The 18,069-nt window shown below is 67.4% G+C and carries 13 protein-coding genes; 3 read left to right on the top strand and 10 right to left on the bottom strand.

Translation table 11 applies throughout. The annotated features are described in order from the left end of the window. Positions 1–11: 11 nt before the first annotated feature. Complete coding sequence (locus I7X39_RS10750) at positions 12–548, top strand: DUF805 domain-containing protein (protein ID WP_232351877.1); 537 nt, start codon at positions 12–14, stop codon at positions 546–548. Positions 549–655: 107 nt separating this feature from the next. Here I7X39_RS10750 and feoB read toward each other — a convergent pair whose 3' ends face one another. The 6 genes from feoB to I7X39_RS10720 form a co-directional block, all read right to left on the bottom strand. Next, positions 656–2,506 carry a ferrous iron transporter B gene (feoB, locus tag I7X39_RS10745; protein ID WP_198111148.1) on the bottom strand — a complete coding sequence of 617 codons (1,851 nt, stop codon included), beginning with the start codon at positions 2,504–2,506 and terminating at the stop codon, positions 656–658. Further along, positions 2,506–2,748, bottom strand: a complete 243-nt coding sequence (locus tag I7X39_RS10740; protein ID WP_198111147.1) for a FeoA family protein — start codon at positions 2,746–2,748, stop codon at positions 2,506–2,508. Before I7X39_RS10740 ends, feoB begins: the two co-directional genes overlap by 1 nt. Positions 2,749–2,851: 103 nt before the next feature. After that, positions 2,852–4,006 carry a benzoate/H(+) symporter BenE family transporter gene (locus I7X39_RS10735; protein ID WP_198111146.1) on the bottom strand — a complete coding sequence of 385 codons (1,155 nt, stop codon included), beginning with the start codon at positions 4,004–4,006 and terminating at the stop codon, positions 2,852–2,854. Between the two features lie 172 nt (positions 4,007–4,178). Beyond that, positions 4,179–6,062: a potassium transporter Kup gene (locus I7X39_RS10730; RefSeq protein ID WP_198111145.1), complete on the bottom strand. Its 1,884-nt coding sequence runs from the start codon at positions 6,060–6,062 to the stop codon at positions 4,179–4,181. 141 nt (positions 6,063–6,203) lie between these two features. Next, positions 6,204–8,975 (bottom strand): TonB-dependent receptor plug domain-containing protein, encoded by a 2,772-nt coding sequence (locus tag I7X39_RS10725; protein WP_198111144.1) that lies wholly within the window; start codon positions 8,973–8,975, stop codon positions 6,204–6,206. Positions 8,976–9,337: 362 nt separating this feature from the next. Further along, positions 9,338–12,280, bottom strand: coding sequence for a TonB-dependent receptor plug domain-containing protein (locus I7X39_RS10720; protein WP_198111143.1), 2,943 nt, complete (start codon positions 12,278–12,280; stop codon positions 9,338–9,340). A 145-nt stretch (positions 12,281–12,425) separates the two neighbouring features. Between I7X39_RS10720 and I7X39_RS10715 the strand changes: the two genes are divergently transcribed. Then, complete coding sequence (locus tag I7X39_RS10715) at positions 12,426–13,355, top strand: LysR family transcriptional regulator (RefSeq protein WP_198111142.1); 930 nt, start codon at positions 12,426–12,428, stop codon at positions 13,353–13,355. A 13-nt stretch (positions 13,356–13,368) separates the two neighbouring features. Here the strand turns inward: I7X39_RS10715 and gshA are convergent, their stop codons facing one another. Then, positions 13,369–14,631, bottom strand: coding sequence for a glutamate--cysteine ligase (gshA, locus tag I7X39_RS10710; RefSeq protein ID WP_198111141.1), 1,263 nt, complete (start codon positions 14,629–14,631; stop codon positions 13,369–13,371). A gap of 80 nt (positions 14,632–14,711) precedes the next feature. Between gshA and I7X39_RS10705 the strand changes: the two genes are divergently transcribed. Beyond that, on the top strand, positions 14,712–15,095 hold the full coding sequence (locus I7X39_RS10705) for a response regulator transcription factor (RefSeq protein ID WP_198111140.1): 384 nt from the start codon (positions 14,712–14,714) through the stop codon (positions 15,093–15,095). A gap of 62 nt (positions 15,096–15,157) precedes the next feature. Here the strand turns inward: I7X39_RS10705 and amt are convergent, their stop codons facing one another. The 3 genes from amt to I7X39_RS10690 form a co-directional block, all read right to left on the bottom strand. After that, positions 15,158–16,681, bottom strand: a complete 1,524-nt coding sequence (gene amt / locus I7X39_RS10700; protein WP_198111139.1) for an ammonium transporter — start codon at positions 16,679–16,681, stop codon at positions 15,158–15,160. A 138-nt stretch (positions 16,682–16,819) separates the two neighbouring features. Next, positions 16,820–17,158 (bottom strand): P-II family nitrogen regulator, encoded by a 339-nt coding sequence (gene glnK, locus I7X39_RS10695; RefSeq protein ID WP_198111138.1) that lies wholly within the window; start codon positions 17,156–17,158, stop codon positions 16,820–16,822. Positions 17,159–17,174: 16 nt separating this feature from the next. Beyond that, positions 17,175–17,885, bottom strand: coding sequence for a TorF family putative porin (locus I7X39_RS10690; RefSeq protein WP_198111137.1), 711 nt, complete (start codon positions 17,883–17,885; stop codon positions 17,175–17,177). Positions 17,886–18,069 lie beyond the last annotated feature (184 nt).

Raw genomic sequence — 18,069 nt, 5'->3', positions numbered from 1 at the left:
AAGGAGAGACCATGAGTGAAACGAACATGAACCCATTCACCCCGCCGCGCGCCCATGTAGCGGACCTGCAATCCCCGGAGGGGGTCGCCGAGCTGAATCTCTTTTCGCATCAGGGCCGCATCGGGCGGCTGCGCTACCTGGCCTATGTCACTGGGGCTTCGCTGCTCTTTCAGGCTTTGGTCATGGGCGCGGCTGTAGCCTTCGGATCTCCGGGCTTTGCCATGGTGGTCTACTTCCTGGCGCTCGCCGTCTTCCTCTGGTTCAGCGTCATCGTCGGTATCAAGCGCTGCCACGACCTGAACATCAGCGGGTGGTGGTCGGCGACCATGATCGTGCCGGTCATTGGCCTGATCTGGACCTTTGCCCCCGGCAGCAAGACCGCCAACCGCTTTGGCCCTCCGCCGCCGCCCAACAGCCTGGGTGTCAAGGTTCTGGGCTGCTTCCTACCGGTGGTCTTCATACTGGGCATCGTCGCCGCCATCGCCCTGCCGGCTTACAAGACCTACACCGATCGGGCGCGTGCCGCCCAAGCCGCTGGGCAGCGCTGACGCCAAGGACTCAGGCTCCGGGCCGTTGACCACGCGACGGGGAGGCGGGCGTTTGCTGAGGCTGATCCCTGCGAGCGCGAGCACATCGGCTCGCGCGCACGGCTGACTCAGACGCTCGCCCGGGCCAGCACGTAGGTCAGCCCAGCTGCGCCGTAGGCGAGCCCGAAATAGGCCGTCGCCACACCCAGTGGCATCGCCCAGCCGCCGGTTTCGCGTTTGATGGTGGCCAGGGTGCTCAGGCATTGCGGCGCCACCACGTACCAGGCCAGCAGGGCCAGCGCCGTGGGCAGGCTCCATTGCTGGGCGATCAGGCCGGTCAGCGCATGGCCTTCGCTGGAAACGGCGTAGACCGTGGCCAGCGCACCCACCGCCACTTCGCGGGCGGCCAGGCCGGGAATCAGCGCGATGACGATCTGCCAGTTGAAGCCGATCGGCTCGAACAGCGGTGCGAGCCAGCGCCCCAGCTGGCCAGCCCAGCTGTACTCGATCGCGGGGCGTGTGGCCTCCAGCGGCGCGGCGGGGTAGCTGGAGAGCAGCCAGATCGCCAGCGTCATCACGAGGATGATGCCGCCCACGCGGCGGATGAAGATCCAGGCCCTCTGGAGCAGCCCGATGGCCAAGTTGCGCAGGCGCGGCCAGTGGTACTCGGGCAGCTCCATCATCAGCGTGCGCACCTGGCCGCGCGCTGTCAGGTGCTTGAGCAGCCAGGCCACCGCGGCCGCGCTGGCCATGCCGGCGGCATAGAGCGCAAACAGCACCAGGCCCTGCAGTTCGATGCCGCCCCAGAGGCGGCGCTGCGGAATGAAGGCACCGATCAGCAGTGCGTACACCGGCAGACGCGCCGAGCAGGTCATCAGCGGCGCCAGCGCGATCGTCACGAGCCGGTCGCGCGGGTTGGCAATGGCGCGCGTGGCCATGATGCCGGGGATCGCGCAGGCGAAGCTGGACAGCAGCGGAATGAAGCTGCGGCCGGACAGGCCCAGGCCACCCATCCAGCGGTCCAGCAGGTAGGCCGCCCGGGGCAGGTAGCCGCTTTCCTCCAGCAGCAGGATGAAGGCGAACAGGATCAGGATCTGCGGCAGGAACACCAGCACCCCGCCCGCCCCGGCAATCAGGCCATCCACCAGCAGGCTGCGCAGCCAGCCTTCGGCCATGTGGGTGTTCAGGCCTGCGGCCACCCAGGCCGCGCCGGCCTCGATCCAAGCCTTGGGCGCCTCGGCCCACGCAAACACAGCCTGGAACATGCCGAACATCAGCAGTGCCATCAGCAGCGGGCCGAGCACCGGGTGCAGCACCCAGCGGTCGATGCGCTCGGTGGGGCCGGGCGGCAAGGCTTGATCGAGCCCCAGGCGCTGCAGCAAGGCGGCGATGCGCGCGCCATCGTCGGCTTCGGGCTGCTGCGGCGGCGCGGCGGGCTGCCAGGTGGCCGGGTCGTCGAGCAGGCGGCGCAGCGCGTCCACCCCGTCTCCTTCCACCGCCACGCTGCGCAGCACCGGCATGCCGAGCTCGCGGCTGAGGGCCGCCGCATCCACCCGCAGGCCGCGGCGCTCGGCCACATCGGCCATGTTCAGCATCAGCACGCAGGGCAGGCCCTGGCGCTGCGCCGCCAGCACCAGGCGCAGGTGGCGGCGCAGGTTGCTGGCGTCCACCACGCAGAGCAGCAGGTCCGGGCGCTTTTCGCCCTTGGCTACGCCGGCCAGCACATCGCGGGTGACCTGCTCATCCGGGCTGCGCGGATGCAGGCTGTAGGTGCCGGGCAGGTCCAGCAGGCGCAGTCGTTCGCCGCCGGGCGTTAGCAGCCGGCCCTCCTTGCGCTCCACCGTAACGCCAGCATAGTTGGCCACCTTCTGGCGGCTGCCGGTGAGGCGGTTGAAGAGGGCGGTCTTGCCGCAGTTCGGGTTGCCCAGCAGGGCCAGCAGGCGGCCGGCCGGATGGAGATGGACGACGGCCTGCTGCATCAGCGCGCCGCGGCGTCGCCGTCCAACGCGACGCAAGCCGCCTCGGCGCGGCGCAGCGCAAAGCGACTGGCGCCCACCTGCACCACCAGCGGGTCACCTCCCAGGGCCGCGCGGCGCAGCACCTGCACCGTCTCACCCGGCACGAAGCCGAGATCCTGCAGGGCACGCTGCCAATCAGCCGGCGCCTCTTGGAGGTGACGGATGGTGGCGCGCAGGCGCAGCGGCAGGCGGTCGAGAGTCATGGCAAGGCGGCAGAGTAGGCCTGCATTTTCCACAAATGCGAATTATTCGTATTTGTCTTGTGTCAAGAAATGCCGGCCGGAAGATCGAGGCGCCCGGACAGGCCTAGCGCTTCCTGAGCAGCAGCGCCAGCAGACCCACCAGCACCGCCCAGAAGGGCGCGCCGATGCCGGCGATCTGGATGCCTGAGAGCGTGACGAGGAAGGTCAGCACCGCGGCGTCGCGCTCGCCCTCTTCCTTCATGCCATGCGCCAGGCCGTTGCCGATGGCGCCCAACAGGGCAAGTGCCGCCACCGCCAGCACCAGGGCCTTGGGGAAGGCCGCGAACAGCGCCACCACCGCGCCGCCTGCCAAGCCGACGAGGATGTAGACCAGCCCGGCCGAGGCGCTGGCGAGCCAGCGGCGCTGCGGGTCCTCGTGAGCCTCGCGGCCCATGCAGATGGCGGCCGTGATGGCAGCCAGGTTGATGGCAAAGGCGCCGAAGGGCGCGAGCAGCAGCGTGGCCACGCCGGTGGTGGTGATGACAGGCGAGATCGGCGCCGTCACCCCGGCCGCACGCTGCGCCGCCACGCCGGGCAGGTTCTGCGAGGCCATGGTGACGACGAAGAGCGGCAGCGCCAGGCCAATCAGGGCGTTCAGGCTGAACACCGGCGTCACCCACACCGGCGCGGCCCAGCCGCCGGCCAGCACCCGGCTCAGGTCCAGCTGCCCCAGGCTCAAGGCCATCGCCACCCCAACCACCAGCACGCCCGGCACCGCGTAACGCGGCCACAGGCGCCGGCCCAGCAAATACGCCAGCAGCATGCCCAGCACCAGGGACAGACTGGCGGGCGCCTGCGTCACGGCATCCAGCCCGAAGCGCGCCAGCACTCCGGCCAGCAGGCTGGCGGCAATGCTGGCGGGAATGCGGTTCATCAGGCGCTCGAAGCCGCGCGTGGTGCCGGCCAGCACGATCAGCCCGCCGCAGACCACGAAGGCGCCGATGCCCTCGGCCAAGGTCAGCCCCGGTGCGGCGGCGATCAGCGCCGAGCCCGGCGTGCTCCAGGCGGTGAGCACCGGCTGGCGGTAGCGCCAGGAGAGGAACAGCGAGGTCAGCCCGGTACCCAGGCCCAGGGCCCAGATCCAGGACGCCGTCTGCGCGGGCGTGGCGTTCAGGTTCTGCGCCGCCTGGAACACCAGCGCCACCGAACTGGTGAAGCCCACCAGCACGGCGACGAAGCCGGCCACCAGGGCGGGAAAGTCGTGCCGGCTCAGTCCCACAGGTGCCGCGTCAGAGAGTGAGAGGGAATCGGGCGTGACCGAACGGGCCGCCAAAAGCGGCGCAATCAAGGCGCGACGCGGAGCTGTAGCCCGGGCTACGGCGAGCAGTTGCAACGCCGAGTGCGGCGCTTTTGGGGGTCAGGGCGGGCATGAACGATTTCCTCTCACCCTCTCAGATCTCAACCTTGGAGCCCAGCTCCACCACGCGGTTGGCGGGCAGGTGCAGGAAGTCGGCGATGCCCGCGGCATTGCGGTGCATGCTGGCAAACAGCTTCTCGCGCCACATCGCCATGCCCGAACCGATGGTGGGGATGACGATGTCGCGGCTCAGGAAGTAGCTGGTGTCCATGTCATCCAGCGTGATGCCGCGGCCGCGCAGCAGGGCCAGGGCCTCGGGCACGTCGGGTTCGTTCTTGAAGCCGAAGTGCAGCGTGGCCTGCCAGCAGTTGTTGCCCAGGCTCTCCACCTCGACGCGCTGCTCGAAGCCGATCCAGGGCAGCTCGTGGTGCTTCACGGTGACGAACACGTTCTCCTCATGCAGCACCTTGTTGTGCTTGAGGTTGTGCAGCAGCGCGTTCGGCGTGGTGCCCTGCTCGCCCGAGAGGAACACCGCCGTGCCCGGCACGCGCGTGGGCGGGCTGAAGAACACCGCGTCCAGGAAGCTCTTCAGGTCGATCGAGTCCTGGCGCAGCTTGTCGGACAGCAACGCCCGGCCCTGCTTCCAGGTCAGCATCAGCGTGAACATCCAGATGCCGATGGCGAGCGGGAACCAGCCCCCACCGGGCACCTTCAGCAGGTTCGAGGCCAGGAACAGCACGTCGATTAGGAAGAAGAAACCGGTGGCCGCGACGCACAGCAGCAGCGGGTACTTCCAGCCGTAGCGGATGACGAAGAAGGTCAGGATGGTGGTGATGGTCATGTCCAGCGTGACCGCCACGCCGTAGGCGCCGGCCATCTTGGAGCTGGAACCGAAGAACACCACCGCCACGATGACGAAGGCAAACAACGCCCAGTTCACCGCCGGCACATAGATCTGGCCGATGTCGCGCACCGAGGTGTGGTGGATGCGCATGCGCGGCAGGATGCCGAGTTGCATGGCCTGCTTGGTGACGGAGAAGCTCGCGGTGATGAGCGCCTGCGAAGCCACCATGGCCGCCAGCGTGGCCAGGCCGAACAGCGGGATCTCCGCCCAGTCCGGCGCCAGCAGGTAGAACGGGTTTTTGATCGCCTCGGGTTCGGCCAGCAGCATCGCGCCCTGGCCGAAGTAGTTCAGCGTCAGCGCCGGCATCACCACGCCATACCAGGCCCAGCGGATCGGCCGCTTGCCGAAGTGCCCCAGGTCGGCATACAGCGCCTCGCCGCCCGTCACCACCAGCACCACCGCACCCAGGGCCACAAAGGCGATCCAGCCATGCTCGAACGCAAAGCGCAGGCCATAGAGCGGGTTCAGCGCCGCCAGCACGGCCGGGTTCTTGAGGATCCAGGGCAGGCCCAGCAGTGCCAGGCTGAGGAACCACACCATCATGATGGGCCCAAAGGCCTTGCCCACCGCGCCGGTACCGAAGCGCTGCATGGCAAACAGCCCGGCCAGCACCAGCAGGGTGCAAGGCAGGATCAGCCCGTGGTAAGCCGGGGCGTAGACGTCGATGCCCTCCACCGCACCCAGCACCGTCATGGCGGGCGTGATGACGGCGTCACCAAAAAACACCGCCGTGCCAAAGAGGCCAAGCAGGAACAGGCTGCGCCGCAGCGGCGGCTTGTCGGCCACCGCGTTGGTGGCCAGCGCCAGCATGGCAATCAGCCCGCCTTCGCCATGGTTGTCGGCGCGCAAGATCAGCAGCACGTACTTGAACGAGACCACCAGGGTCATCGTCCAGAACAGCAGCGAGAGCACGCCCAGCACGTTGTCCGCCGAGACCGGCAGATGCGCGGAATGGAAGACCTCGCGCAGCGCGTACAGCGGGCTGGTGCCAATGTCGCCATAAACGACGCCCAGGGCGCCGAGCGTCAGGCCGGCATGGGCGGCCGCAGAGCGCGGCGCAGCAGGGGAGCTCACAAATGAAAGGCGGCCCGCAAGGGCCGCGCAAACAAGGGAGTGGGCATTGTGCGCCGAGTTTTTGTGCGGCGCACCATGCCGTTGTGCGGAATCCCGAGGCAACAGGCCTTGCGGGCCCCGTCGCCTCGGAACCGCCTGGCTTCAGTACTTGTACTCGAAGCCGATCTTCACCGTACGCGGACGCACGCCGTAGCCGCCGCGCAGGTCGACCGGGCGCTCCTCGCCAAAGGCATTGCCCATGCTGGCGCGCAGGGTCAGGCCCTTGAAACCGGTGTAGGCTAGGCTGAGCTGGGTCGTGATGTCCGAACCCAGATAGCAAGGCAGATCGCCCGGCTTCAGGCGGGTCTCGCAGGCGCTCGGCGCCCAGGTACCCACATCGGTCTCGTCAAAGTTCAGCTGCGTGCTGGAGGTGTAGTTGAAGCGCACGCCGTAGGTCCAGGGGCCCGTCGTCCACGCGCCTGACACCACCGACTTGATACGCGGCACGCCGCGCAGGCCCACCGTGTTCGGGCGGTACTTGCCTTCGTCGATGTCCCATGCACGGTAGCTGAGCGCATAGGTGGTGGACAGGCCCAGGCGCAGGGTGCCGAGGTCGCCCGTGAAGCGGGTGGAAATGTCGAAGTCGATGCCCGAGGTCTCGGTCTTGCCGAAGTTCTCGTACTGCAGCAGCAGCGTGATCAGCGAACCCGCGCCCCAGGCGATGTTGGAGCCCGGCTTGAGCGCGTTGGCACGATCGGACCAGATCTTGTCCTGCGCCGAGATCGGCGCGCGGGCGATCAGGTTCTCGTAACCCGCCTTGCCTTCGCGGTCCAGCACATAGGACGGATCCCGCGAGCTGATCTCGTTGCGGCGCTCGATCTTGAAGTAGTCGAAGGCCAGCGAGGTATCTGCCGTCGGTTCGAACACGAAGCCCAGGGTGTAGCTGCGCGACAGCTCGGGCTCCAGGTTCTTGTTGGCCGAGATCATGGCCGGCACCGAAGCCAGACAGCCGCTGTTGTAGGCAGCCGTGGCCTCAGCCCGGTCGTTGGCGTCGCCGGTGCGCAGGATGTCGCGGATCTGCGTGGCGGTGTCGCAGCGCTTCGGGTCGTAGGTGCTGTTGAAGAAGCCGGTCACGCCGATCTTGCCCAGCGTTTCCGGAATGTTCGGGGCCCGGAAGCCGCCGGAGGCCGTACCGCGCACCAGCAGCTGCGGGCTCACCACCCAGCGCAGACCAGCCTTGGGCGAGAAGCGGCCGTCGAAGCCCGTGGCCTTGTCGAAACGCACCGCGGCGTTGGCCGTCAGGTTCTTGACCAGCGGGCCCTCGAACTCGGCATAGGCAGCGTCAAGATCGCGCTTGCCCTCCACCCAGAGGGCGCCGCGGCCGATCAGCTCGGCGCGCATCACCTCGTCCACCGACTTGATGTAGACATGCTCGGCGCGATGCTCGATGCCGAAGGCGGCCTGCAGCGGGCCGGCCGGCAAGCGCATCAGCTCACCGGTCATCTTGGCGTCGATATGGTTCTGGTAGTTGTCGCCATTGATGGCCGCGCTGTGGAACATCCGCTGGAGCAGCTCGGGGCTGTTCTGGCCACCGATCTTGTACTCATTGCTCTCGATCGCCTTGATGAAGGTCGCGGCATGCGGGGCCAGCGATTCCTTGACTGCGTCCGAGCCCACGCGGCCGGCCGAGACTTCCCAGTCCCACTCGCCAAACGTACCCTTGAGGCCGGCCAGTACGCGGTACTGAGTTGCCTCAGCCGGCGCTTCCCAGCTCAGCCCGGGGTCCATGAAGCGGTATTCCAGGCCGATGGGGCGCGTGAAGGTATTGAGCGGATGGCCCACCGGCAGCATCGGCTTGTTGACCTGACGCACCACCTTCGCATTGCCATCAAACCAGCGGAACGGCGTGGCCGGGGCGTTGATGCCGAACGGGATTGCCAGATAGTCCACCCGGGTCTTGGAGTAAGAGGCGTCGCCAAAGAACTCCAAGTTCTCGCCGAGCATGACGCGCGCCATCATGAAGCTGTTCAGGCGTTCGGCACCATCGGAGAACTGGTTGATGCCGTTGATGTCGGTGGTGCAGGCGCCGGCGCTGTTGCGCTGCGTGCTCGGGCAGGCCGGATTCGCCACTCGGGTCGAACCGTTGAAGAAGTTGCCCGGGTAAGAGACCAGGCTGGGGTCGCCGAACGCCGGGCTGACGATGCGCTTGTGCCACTCGGGGTAGTAGCCCATCACATCGGTCAGGAAGTAGCGCTCGCGCTTGTAGTACTCGACGTTGGCGAACACATTGAATCGGTCCTTGGCCAGATCGCCAATGCCGGCCACGATGCTGGCCGTGGTCTGCTTGCCGATGTTGGGATCGATGCCGCTCTGGTACGAGGCCTGGCCACCAATGCCGCGGAACTCGCTGCGCGTGATGATGTTGATCACGCCGGCCATGGCGTCCGAGCCATACAGCGCCGAGGCGCCGTCCTTGAGGATTTCCAGGCGGTCGATGGCATCGGCGGGAATGGCGTCGATGTTGACGAAGGTTTCCTTGGCGCCATCGGCCAGACCGAAGTTCGCCACGCGACGGCCATTGACCAGCACCAGCGTCGCGCCTTTGCCCAGGCCGCGCATGGAAACGCCGGAAGCGCCCGAGGCAAAGCTGGCGGCGGCACCGTCGTCGCGCAATTCGCCCGTGGTGGTGGCGGTGATGGTGTCCAGCACCTGGCGCACGGTGTTGGCGCCGGTCTGCTTGATTTCCTGGCGGCTCACGATCTGAACCGGCGAGGCGGTCTCAGCCGCGAGGCGCTTGATGCTGGAACCGGTGACGACCACCCGTTCGAGCTTGGAAGCATCGGCCGAATCGCTCTGCGCGAATGCGCACTGAGCGGACAGCGCCAGCGCAGCGGCCGCCAGGGCGTGGCGACGGGGGGTGGGGCAAGGCTTCATTGAATCTCTCCATCAAGGCGCCAAGGGCGCCAATCCCAAAAGCTCGGCACGCTAGGGATGCGCCGCGCCGCTGCCCAGCGGGCGAGACCCGGAAGTCACCCCATGACTTCCGCAAGTGATTGATTCTTAAGGCCCAGACGCAACCAAGGGTTTATCCCTTCACGTTGTCCTGGCACGACAAGCCGCACTACCGAAAGCAGTCGCCTGCCCCTCTGGCACCCTGCCCACGCCTCCAAGGCGTCTGGCCATGGACGGCATCGCCCCCCTTTGGGGCGCACGCACAAATGCAAAGAGGGGCTCATGCCCCTCTTTGCGCCCGAACGTTCAGGCCCTCAGCAGCCCGAACGTCTCCGACATTACCGTCAATCCATCTTGTAGCTGACCGACACGTTGTAGCGCCGGCCGATCTGGCTGGCCGTGCCGCTGTCCCAGAAGTTGAAGCTGCTGGGGATGTCGATCGAGCGGCCGTAGTCGTCGGTCAGGTTCAGCACATTGGCCGCCAGCACCCAGTTCTTGAAGCCGGTATAGCTCACGCCCATGTCCCAGCTGCGTTCGGCGCCCACGTAGCAGCTGCCGTTCTCGCGGCGGTACACGCCGGCCGCCGAGCTCGAGCTCAGGCAGGGTTCGGTGGTGCCGATGCGTGCCAGCTGCGAGGTGTGGTTGTGGCGCACCCAGCTGCTCCACGCGCCCACATCCCAGCCCAGGCGCACATTGCCCTTGAGCTTGGGCACTTCCGAGGTCGAGCTGCCCAGCAGGTCACGCGGCGCGGTGCCGGCCAGAATCTGCTCGTCGAAGCGCTTGGTCAGGGTGCCGTTGACCGCCAGGGTGAAGCGGCCGATTTCCTGGGTCGGGAAGCGGGCATTGAGGTCGAAGTCCAGGCCGGCGGTCTTGGTGAAGTTGAAGTTGTCGTACTTGCGGATCACAGCCAGGATCGGCCCGCTGTTGGCCTGGCCCGGCAGCCAGGTGCCCGGGTTGGGGTTGCGCACGATCTGGGCGCTGTTGGCCGGGTTGGCCAGATAGGCGTCCAGGATGTCCGAGCTGCGCTGCAGGCGGATTTCCTTGTTGCGCTCGATGTACCAGTAGCTCAGGCCGGCATCGAAATTGCGCGTGGGCGAGAACACGAAGCCCACGCTGGCCGCCTTCGAAGTCTCTGGCTTCAGATCAGGGTTGGCGGCAATCATGGTGGGCAGATTGCCGGGGCGCTGTGCCAGCGGCACGCCCTGGGTGAAGTTCAGCAGGTTGCAGTCGCGCAGATCGGGCGGGTCGGCGCGGCTGACCGGGTTGGCGGCGTTGCTGGTGTTGCAGCGGATCGGATCGAAGTAGCGCTTGTCCTGGAAGTTGTTGAAGGACACCGTCGAGGCGTTGCCGATCTGCGAGATGGCCGGCGCGCGGAAGCCGGTGGAGGCGGTGCCGCGCATGATCAGGAACTGCGGCAGCAGGTTCCACTTGAAGCCCAGCTTGCCGGTGGTGGAGCTGCCGAAGTCGCTGTAGTTCTCAAAGCGCAGGGCCGCTTGCACCTCCAGGGCCTTGACGACCGGCAGGCTCAGTTCACCGAAGGCGGCGTAGGCATTGCGCTTGCCGCTGGCCAGGTTGGCCACCAGGCCGACGTAGTCGCCGGCCAAGTAGTTGGCGTCGGCATTGGCATTGAATTCCTCGCGGCGTGCTTCGGCGCCCACGGCCAGCGAGGCCTGGCCGCCGGCCATCGCGAACAGCTCGCGCCCGGCGCGCACGTCCACCGACAGGATGCTCGAATCGCCGTCATTGATGGCGTCTTGCGCCACGCTGGCAATCGCCGCCGCGGTGTTCACCTCGCCGTTGAAGCGGTAGGTGCCCGCTGCGATCGAGGCATCCAGCAGCGAGGAGCGCACGCGGTTCTTCTGCGTGCGCTTGTTGTCCATGCGGCTGTAGAGCAGCGCGGTGTCGATGTCCCAGGCGCCCAGGCTGCCTTCGGCCCCCAGGGCGAAGCGGGTGGCCGTCTGTTCGTTGATGTCCAGCGCCGGCAGGTCGTGGAAGCGGTACATCAGCTGCACCGGCTGCGGGTTGGCCGTGCCACGGGTCGGGTTGTCCGGGTGCGTGACCGGCAGGACGATGCCGCCGCGCTGGGCCAGCGAGCCATCCAGCTTGGGCGTGATGATCACCAGCGGCACCTGCTGGCTGGCCAGCGTGGTGGTGATGGCGCGCTCGGCATTCAGGCTGGTCGACTTGGTGCGGCCCAGCATCAGGTCGGCATAGCCGGTCCAGCTGCTGCCCAGCTTCAGGTTGGCGCGCAACTGGCCGCTGATGCGGTCCTGGTCGCTGACGGCTTCGGCCTTGTCGTCCAGCACATAGCGGCAGGAGCCCGTGCGCAGCGAGGCCTGGGCGTTGGTGAAGCCGGCCGGGCGATTGGCCACGCCCTGCCCCACGGTCAGCTCGGCCGGGCAGCCCGGCATGGTACCCAGGTAGTTGGCACCACTGACATCGTTGTTGGCGACGTTGCGGCCATCCAGGGGGGTCGAGCCCGTCAGGCTGGGCGGCACGCGGTAGTAATTGGCCCAGCGCGAGGCAATGCTGTCCGGCGTGAAGCGGGTCGTCTCGCCGTTCAGGTTGCGGTAGGCGTTGTAGTGGTCGTACAGGCCCTTGTCCTTCAGCTCCGAGTGCATCACGCGGTCGCGCTTGGAGACATCGATGCCGCCATAGAGGCTGAAGCCCTTGTCTTCCAGGCTGCCCAGGCCGTAGGCGATCGAGGCATTGGCAGTCTGGCCCACGCCGTCATCGGCCGAGCCGAAGCTCGCCGAGGCGTCCAGGCCATTGAATTCCTTCTTCAGGATGTAGTTGATGACGCCCGCAATGGCGTCCGAACCGTACAGGGCCGAGGCGCCGTCCTTCAGCACCTCGATGCGCTCGATGGCGCTCTTCGGAATGGTGTTGATGTTCAGCAGGGTGCCGCGGCCGAAGTTCACGTCCACGTTGGCGGCCGGCGCAATGCGGCGGCCGTTCACCAGCACCAGGGTGCCCTGGGCGCCCATGCCGCGCAGCGAGGCGGTGGCCAGGCCATTGACAAAACCGGTGGCGGCACCGTCCTGGATAGAACCGGCCGAATCGATCGCCGAATTGGCGCGCAGCAGCTCTTCCACCGTACCGAAGCCCGACTTGCGGATCTGCTCGGCGGTGATGGTCTGCACCACGGCCGGGGTTTCCTTGTCGGTGCGCTTGATCAGCGAACCGGTGACCTCGACGCGCTCCAGTTTGGCGGCATCCTGGGCCAGCACCATTTGCTGGGTCATGGCCAGCACGGCCAAGGGAATCAGGCTCTTCTTGAACGACATGCGTACTCCTCTTGAGAAAGGGCGCGCGCAGCTGCGCCCCAAGGAGTGACACGGTAGGTAGCCATGACGAGCGGCCCCATGAGTCTTGGTTTGCAAAACTTTGCCAATGGTTATGAATGCAGCACCCCCCCCCGTGCAGGAAGCCATGCTGGACTTCGTCCAGCGGCGCCTGACCCTGCGCCATCTGCGGGTGCTGGAAGCCATGCACGCCACCGGAAAGCTGAGTGCTGCCGCGGACTTGCTGAACGTGACCCAACCCGCCGTCAGCAAGACCCTGTCCGAACTGGAAAAAGGCCTAGGACAAACCCTATTCGCGCGCAGCAAACGCGGCTTGCACGCCACAGTGCTGGGGGAACGCCTGATCGCCCTGGGGCGACGCCTGGAAGGCGAGCTGCAGCGCAGCAGCGACGAGATGCGCACCATCCTCAACGGCGCCCTGGGCGAGCTGCAAATCGGCGCCACCAATGCCGCCCTGCCCCAGGTGCTTCCCGATGCCCTGGCCGCCATGAAGAAGGCGCACCCGCTAATCACCCTGACGGTGCGCACGCATGCGCTGAGCGACCTCATCGGCGAACTGCGCCAGGGCCGGCTGGACCTGGTGCTGGCGCGCCTGCCGCCCCATGAAATGCCCGCCGACCTGGAAGGGCAGATGCTGATGCGCCAGCCCGAGGTGCTGGTGATCAGCACCCAGCACCCCCTGGCCCAGCAGCGCCACTGGAGCTGGGACGCGCTGCAGGGCGAGGCCTGGATCGGTCATCTGCCCGGCACGCGCACGCGCGCCCTGCACGACCGGCTCTGGGCCAAGCTCGGCCTGCCACCGCCGGCCAACCAGATCGTTTGCGGTGACGCCATGCTGAGCTTGGCCCTGCTGCGCCGCATGCCGCTGCTGGCCATCCTGTCACGGCCCTTGGCGCGCTTCGCAGCCCAGCAGGGCCTGGTCAGGATCCTGCCGCTGGAGGCCGATCTGGGGCTGGCCGAGCTCAGCGTCTGGCATCTGCGCAGCCCGCAATCGCCTTGGGTCGCCGAGTTCAAGCGCCTGCTGGCCAGCGCGGCGCGCGAGGTCGAGGCCGCCTGAGCGCCTGTGCCGCTCAGGCGGGCAGTGCGCTCTCGAGCTCCTCGCGATCCGGGTCGCTCTGCTCCAGCTCGTAGCTGGCCGCCAGCATGGCCAGACGGGCCACCACGCCATACATGTAGAAGCGGTTGGGCGCACTGGCGCCCGCCCGCTCGCCCGGCCGCACCAGCTGCGCGGAATCGGCAAAGGCCAGCGGCACCGGGCTTGGTGCCTGACCCGGCTCGGCCAGTTCGCGGTAGTAGCCGCCGATCACATAGCGATCCAGCAGGTAGACGGTCGGCTCGACCGGCGCGTCCTCCAGACGCTCGTGCGTCGCCACCCCTTCCTGGATCAGCAGCCGCGCGGGCGCCGCGAGGGCCGGCCATGCGGCGCCTTCCAGCTCCTTGGCGTCGCGCAGCGCCAAGGTGCCCAGCCCACCGCGCGCGGCATCGGACTTCAGCACCACGAAGGGCTTCTCGTTGATGCCGTAATCCTTGTACTTCTTGCGCACCTTGCCCAGGATGGTCTCGACCTGCTCCTGCAGCGCCTGCAGCCCGGCGCCGCTACGGAAGTCCTGCGCCTCGCACTGCGCATGCACGGGGTTGATGAGCCAAGGGTCCATGCCCAGCAGCTTGGCGAAGCGCTTGGCCACCTCTTCGTAGGTAGCCAGGTAGGTGCTGCGGCTGCGCTGCGCGGCGCTGGCGTGCAGCGGCGGCAGCAGGTACTGCCCGTCCAGGTTCTTCAGGATCTGCGGCACGCCGTCGGCCAGCTCGCAGTTGAGCAGGATGGTGCAGGGGTCGAAGTCCTTGAGCAGCAGGCGGCCGCGCTTGCGCAGCAGGGGCTCCAGCCGCAGCGCGCCGCCTTCGGCCAACGGCAACTCCACAGGAGCCTCCAGCCCCTCTTCCAGAGCGCTCAGGCGCACATTCAGGCCGGCCTGGCGAAAGACGCGCACCAGCGTGGCCAGGCTGGCCAGCGCACCGGCGCTGCGCCGCTGCGGGTCGGGGATCAGCAGCAGGTTCTTGGCTTCGGGGCAGATCTTCTCGATCGCCGCCATGGCCGCCTGCACGGCCAGCGGCAGCATGGCCTCGCTCAGGTGGTGGAAGCCGACCGGATGCAACTGGGTGTCGACCGGCGCCAGCTTGAAGCCGGCATTGCGCAGGCTCACGGCGGAGTAGATGGCCGGGGTGTGCTCCATCCATTCAAGCCGGAACCAGCGCTCGATGGCCGGCATGGACTCCAGGACGCGCTGTTCCAGTTCGTTGATCGGCCCCGTCAGGGCGGTGATGAGATGCGGGACCATCGGGTTCTCCAGGGTGCCGGCCATTCTAGGAAGCACCCTCAGATGGGGGCAGGCATCGCAAACGCAATATGCTGACCGCCATGAAAGCCAAGATCCTGATCGTGGACGACCAGGCCGAGATCCGTCGTCTGGTGCGCTACGCGCTGGAAGACAGCGGCCATGCGCTGTTCGAGGCCGCCAACGGCGCACTGGCCCTGCAGATTGCCCGCGCCATCAAGCCCGACCTCGTGGTGCTGGACCAGATGATGCCGGGCATGGACGGCCTGGAGCTGCTGGCCAGCCTGAAGAGCGAGCCCGAGCTCAGCCATGTGCTGGTGTTGATGCTGACCGCCAATGCCGAGGGCCGCGACAAGCAGGCCGCGCTGAGCGCCGGCGCCAACTACTTCCTCACCAAGCCGTTCGCACCCGCCAAGCTGGTGGACCTGGTAACCGTGATGCTCAAGGCCCGCCCCGGATTGCAGTAGGGCTCTGCGCACGCAAAAAAAGGCCGCCCGAGGGCGGCCTTTTGATTGCCGGGAGCTGCGGCTTACTTGGAGTAGGCCGTCTCGCCGTGGCTGGCGATGTCCAGACCCTCGCGCTCTTCTTCTTCGCTGACGCGCAGGCCGATGGTCAGGTCCACCAGCTTGAAGGCCACGACGGAGACCACCGCGCTCCAGACCACGGTCAGGCCGACGGCCTTGACCTGGGCCATGAACTGGGTGCCGATCGAGTAGGCCTCCGGCGCAATCATGGTCGCCGTGACCCAGTCACCCATCGCGCCCGGGCCGCCCAGCGCCGGGCTGTTGAACACGCCGGTCAGCAGCGCGCCGACGATGCCGCAGACGCCGTGCACGCCGAACACGTCGAGCGAATCGTCCGCGCCCAGCCACTTCTTCAGCTTGGTGACGCCGAACAGGCCGGCAAAGCCGCCCACCAGGCCGATCACCAGCGCACCGCCCACACCCACGTTGCCGCAGGCCGGGGTGATGGCCACCAGACCGGCCACCGCGCCCGAGGCCGCACCCAGCATCGAAGCCTTGCCGCGGTGCAGGGCCTCACCCACGCACCAGGCCAGCACCGCCGCAGCCGTGGCCACCAGGGTGTTGATGAAGGCCAGGGCGGCGAAGCCGTTGGCTTCCAGGGCCGAACCGGCGTTGAAGCCGAACCAGCCCACCCACAGCAGGGCGGCACCGGTCATGGTCAGTGGCAGGCTGTGCGGGGTGATCGCGTCCTTGCCGTAGCCCACGCGCTTGCCCACCATGTAGGCACCAACCAGGCCGGCCACGGCGGCATTGATGTGCACCACGGTGCCGCCGGCGAAGTCCAGCGCGCCCCATTGCCAGATCAGGCCGGCCTTGCTCGTCATCTCATCGGCCACGGCGGCCGCGCTGTAGGCGTCCGGGCCCATCCAGTACCAGACCATGTGCGCGACAGGCAGGTAGCTGAAGGTGAACCAGATCGCGCTGAAGGCCAACACGGCGCTGAACTTGATGCGCTCGGCGAAGGCGCCCACGATCAGGCAAGCGGTGATGCCGGCAAAGGTGGCTTGGAAGGCCGCGAACACGATCTCGGGGATGTAGATGCCCTTGCTGAAGGTGGCCGCGGGGGCGAAGCTGCCCGCCACGTTGTCCCAGATGCCCTTGAGCATCAGCCGGTCGGTGCCGCCGATGAAGGCATTGCCCTCGGTGAAGGCCAGGCTGTAGCCGTACAGCACCCACAGCACGACGATCAGCGAGAAGGTCACCATCACCTGCATCAGCACGCTGAGCATGTTCTTGGCGCGCACCAGGCCGCCGTAGAACAGCGCCAGGCCGGGCACCGTCATCAGGATCACCAGCAGGGTGGCGACCATCATCCAGGCGGTGTCGCCCTTGTCGACCTTGGGGGCCGGTGCGGCAGCCGGCGCCGCCTCGGAGGCGGCCGCTGCCGCAGCGACGGGGGCAGACGCCGCATCGGCCACCGCCGTCACGGCCGCACTGGCCGCATCAGCGGCCGAAGCGGCCGCATCCTGGGCCCAGCCCGAGGCGCACAGGCCCAGGCTCAGCGCCAGCATCAATAGAAACTTTTTCATCTCAGTTCTCCATGTCGACCACGCGACACCAAGAGGGCAGGAAACAGACCTGATCAAGTGCCACCGCGGAACCGGCTCTGCCGGGCCGCTGGTGGCGCCCCCTTGAGGGGGAGGCGCCGCAGGCGCTTCGGGGGTGGGTCAAAGTGCCGCGTCGCCGGTCTCGCCGGTGCGGATGCGGATGACCTGTTCGAGCGACTGCACGAACACCTTGCCGTCGCCGATCTTGCCGGTGCGGGCGGCCTTCTCGATGGCCTCGACCACCTGGTCGACCACGCCCTCGGAGACGGCGGCTTCGATCTTGACCTTGGGCAGGAAGTCGACGACGTACTCGGCGCCGCGGTACAGCTCGGTATGGCCCTTCTGGCGCCCGAAGCCCTTGACTTCGGTGACCGTGAGGCCCTGGATGCCGATGGCCGACAGTGCTTCACGCACCTCGTCCAGCTTGAACGGCTTGATGACGGCCGTGATCAGTTTCATGGGGGTCTCCTTGGTTTCAGAAAGCGAGCTTGGCGCTCAGCACCACGCCGGCCTTGCCCAGGTCCTTGCCCTTGGCGCCAACGTAGGCATCGGTGTTCGTGTCCACGGCCGCCACGCCCCAGGTCACGGCGCCCACGGTCTTGTTGAGCGTGAGCGAGTAGTCGGTGTAGGAGTAGCTGCCGTTGCGCTTGACGGTCTGGCGACCCACATGGGGCGTCAGGCTGAAGCCATTGCCAAGGTCGAAGGTGGCCGAGAGGTCGTAGTACATCGAGCCCTTGCTGTCGGAAAAGCCGAACAGATTGCTGGTGCTGCGCGACACCTTCAGCGTGGCCGGGCCGGCGCTGAGCGCACCGTAGAGCTCCAACGTGTCCGGACTGACGGCCAGTTCGTGGTTGAAGTAGACGTACTTCAGAAGACCGACATCGAGCGTGAGACCAGCGGCGATCTCCTTCTTGTAGCCGCCGTAGAAGTCGAACTCGGTGCTGGCGTCGCCCCCGGAGTCCTTGATCCACTTGATCGTCGAGCCCCAGGTTCCCAGGTAGAAGCCGCTGTCATGGGCGAAATCCGCGCCGCCTTGCAGGGCCGGCTTCAGACGGCTTTGCGAGATGCCGCGGTAGCGGTAGTCGCTGGTCAGGCTGGCGTTGAAGCTCAGCGGGCCGTCGGCCCAGGCCGGCAGCGCCAGAGCGGTGCAAATCAGGGCAAGCGGGAGTTTGGCGATGCGGGTCATGCAGAAGCTCCGGTTCCAAGGGGGATGCCCAGGTTTCGCAGCTTCCGTGCCAGCGCTGGGCGCCTGCACATGCCCCAACGCGGTGCAAGCCCTGCACCGCGCTCCGCACCGATCCGGGCCTCCGCCCTCACTTGGCACCACTTTGGTGCAGGCGGGTTGCGCCGTGGTGCAGCCAGAATCTGCG

Origin of the sequence: Inhella proteolytica, assembly GCF_016093275.1 — a bacterium.
Lineage (GTDB): Bacteria > Pseudomonadota > Gammaproteobacteria > Burkholderiales > Burkholderiaceae_C > Inhella > Inhella proteolytica.
Note: the sequence above shows the minus strand (reverse complement) of the source record. Positions and strands in the feature narration are given on the sequence as shown.

What these genes read in the sequence shown, in the direction of transcription:
- I7X39_RS10750 (WP_232351877.1), top strand. Translation starts at nt 12, where the DNA reads ATGAGTGAAACGAACATGAACCCATTCACCCCGCCGCGCGCCCATGTA.
- feoB (WP_198111148.1), bottom strand. Translation starts at nt 2,506, where the DNA reads ATGCAGCAGGCCGTCGTCCATCTCCATCCGGCCGGCCGCCTGCTGGCC.
- I7X39_RS10740 (WP_198111147.1), bottom strand. Translation starts at nt 2,748, where the DNA reads ATGACTCTCGACCGCCTGCCGCTGCGCCTGCGCGCCACCATCCGTCAC.
- I7X39_RS10725 (WP_198111144.1), bottom strand. Translation starts at nt 8,975, where the DNA reads ATGAAGCCTTGCCCCACCCCCCGTCGCCACGCCCTGGCGGCCGCTGCG.
- I7X39_RS10720 (WP_198111143.1), bottom strand. Translation starts at nt 12,280, where the DNA reads ATGTCGTTCAAGAAGAGCCTGATTCCCTTGGCCGTGCTGGCCATGACC.
- I7X39_RS10715 (WP_198111142.1), top strand. Translation starts at nt 12,426, where the DNA reads ATGCTGGACTTCGTCCAGCGGCGCCTGACCCTGCGCCATCTGCGGGTG.
- gshA (WP_198111141.1), bottom strand. Translation starts at nt 14,631, where the DNA reads ATGGTCCCGCATCTCATCACCGCCCTGACGGGGCCGATCAACGAACTG.
- I7X39_RS10705 (WP_198111140.1), top strand. Translation starts at nt 14,712, where the DNA reads ATGAAAGCCAAGATCCTGATCGTGGACGACCAGGCCGAGATCCGTCGT.
- amt (WP_198111139.1), bottom strand. Translation starts at nt 16,681, where the DNA reads ATGAAAAAGTTTCTATTGATGCTGGCGCTGAGCCTGGGCCTGTGCGCC.
- glnK (WP_198111138.1), bottom strand. Translation starts at nt 17,158, where the DNA reads ATGAAACTGATCACGGCCGTCATCAAGCCGTTCAAGCTGGACGAGGTG.
- I7X39_RS10690 (WP_198111137.1), bottom strand. Translation starts at nt 17,885, where the DNA reads ATGACCCGCATCGCCAAACTCCCGCTTGCCCTGATTTGCACCGCTCTG.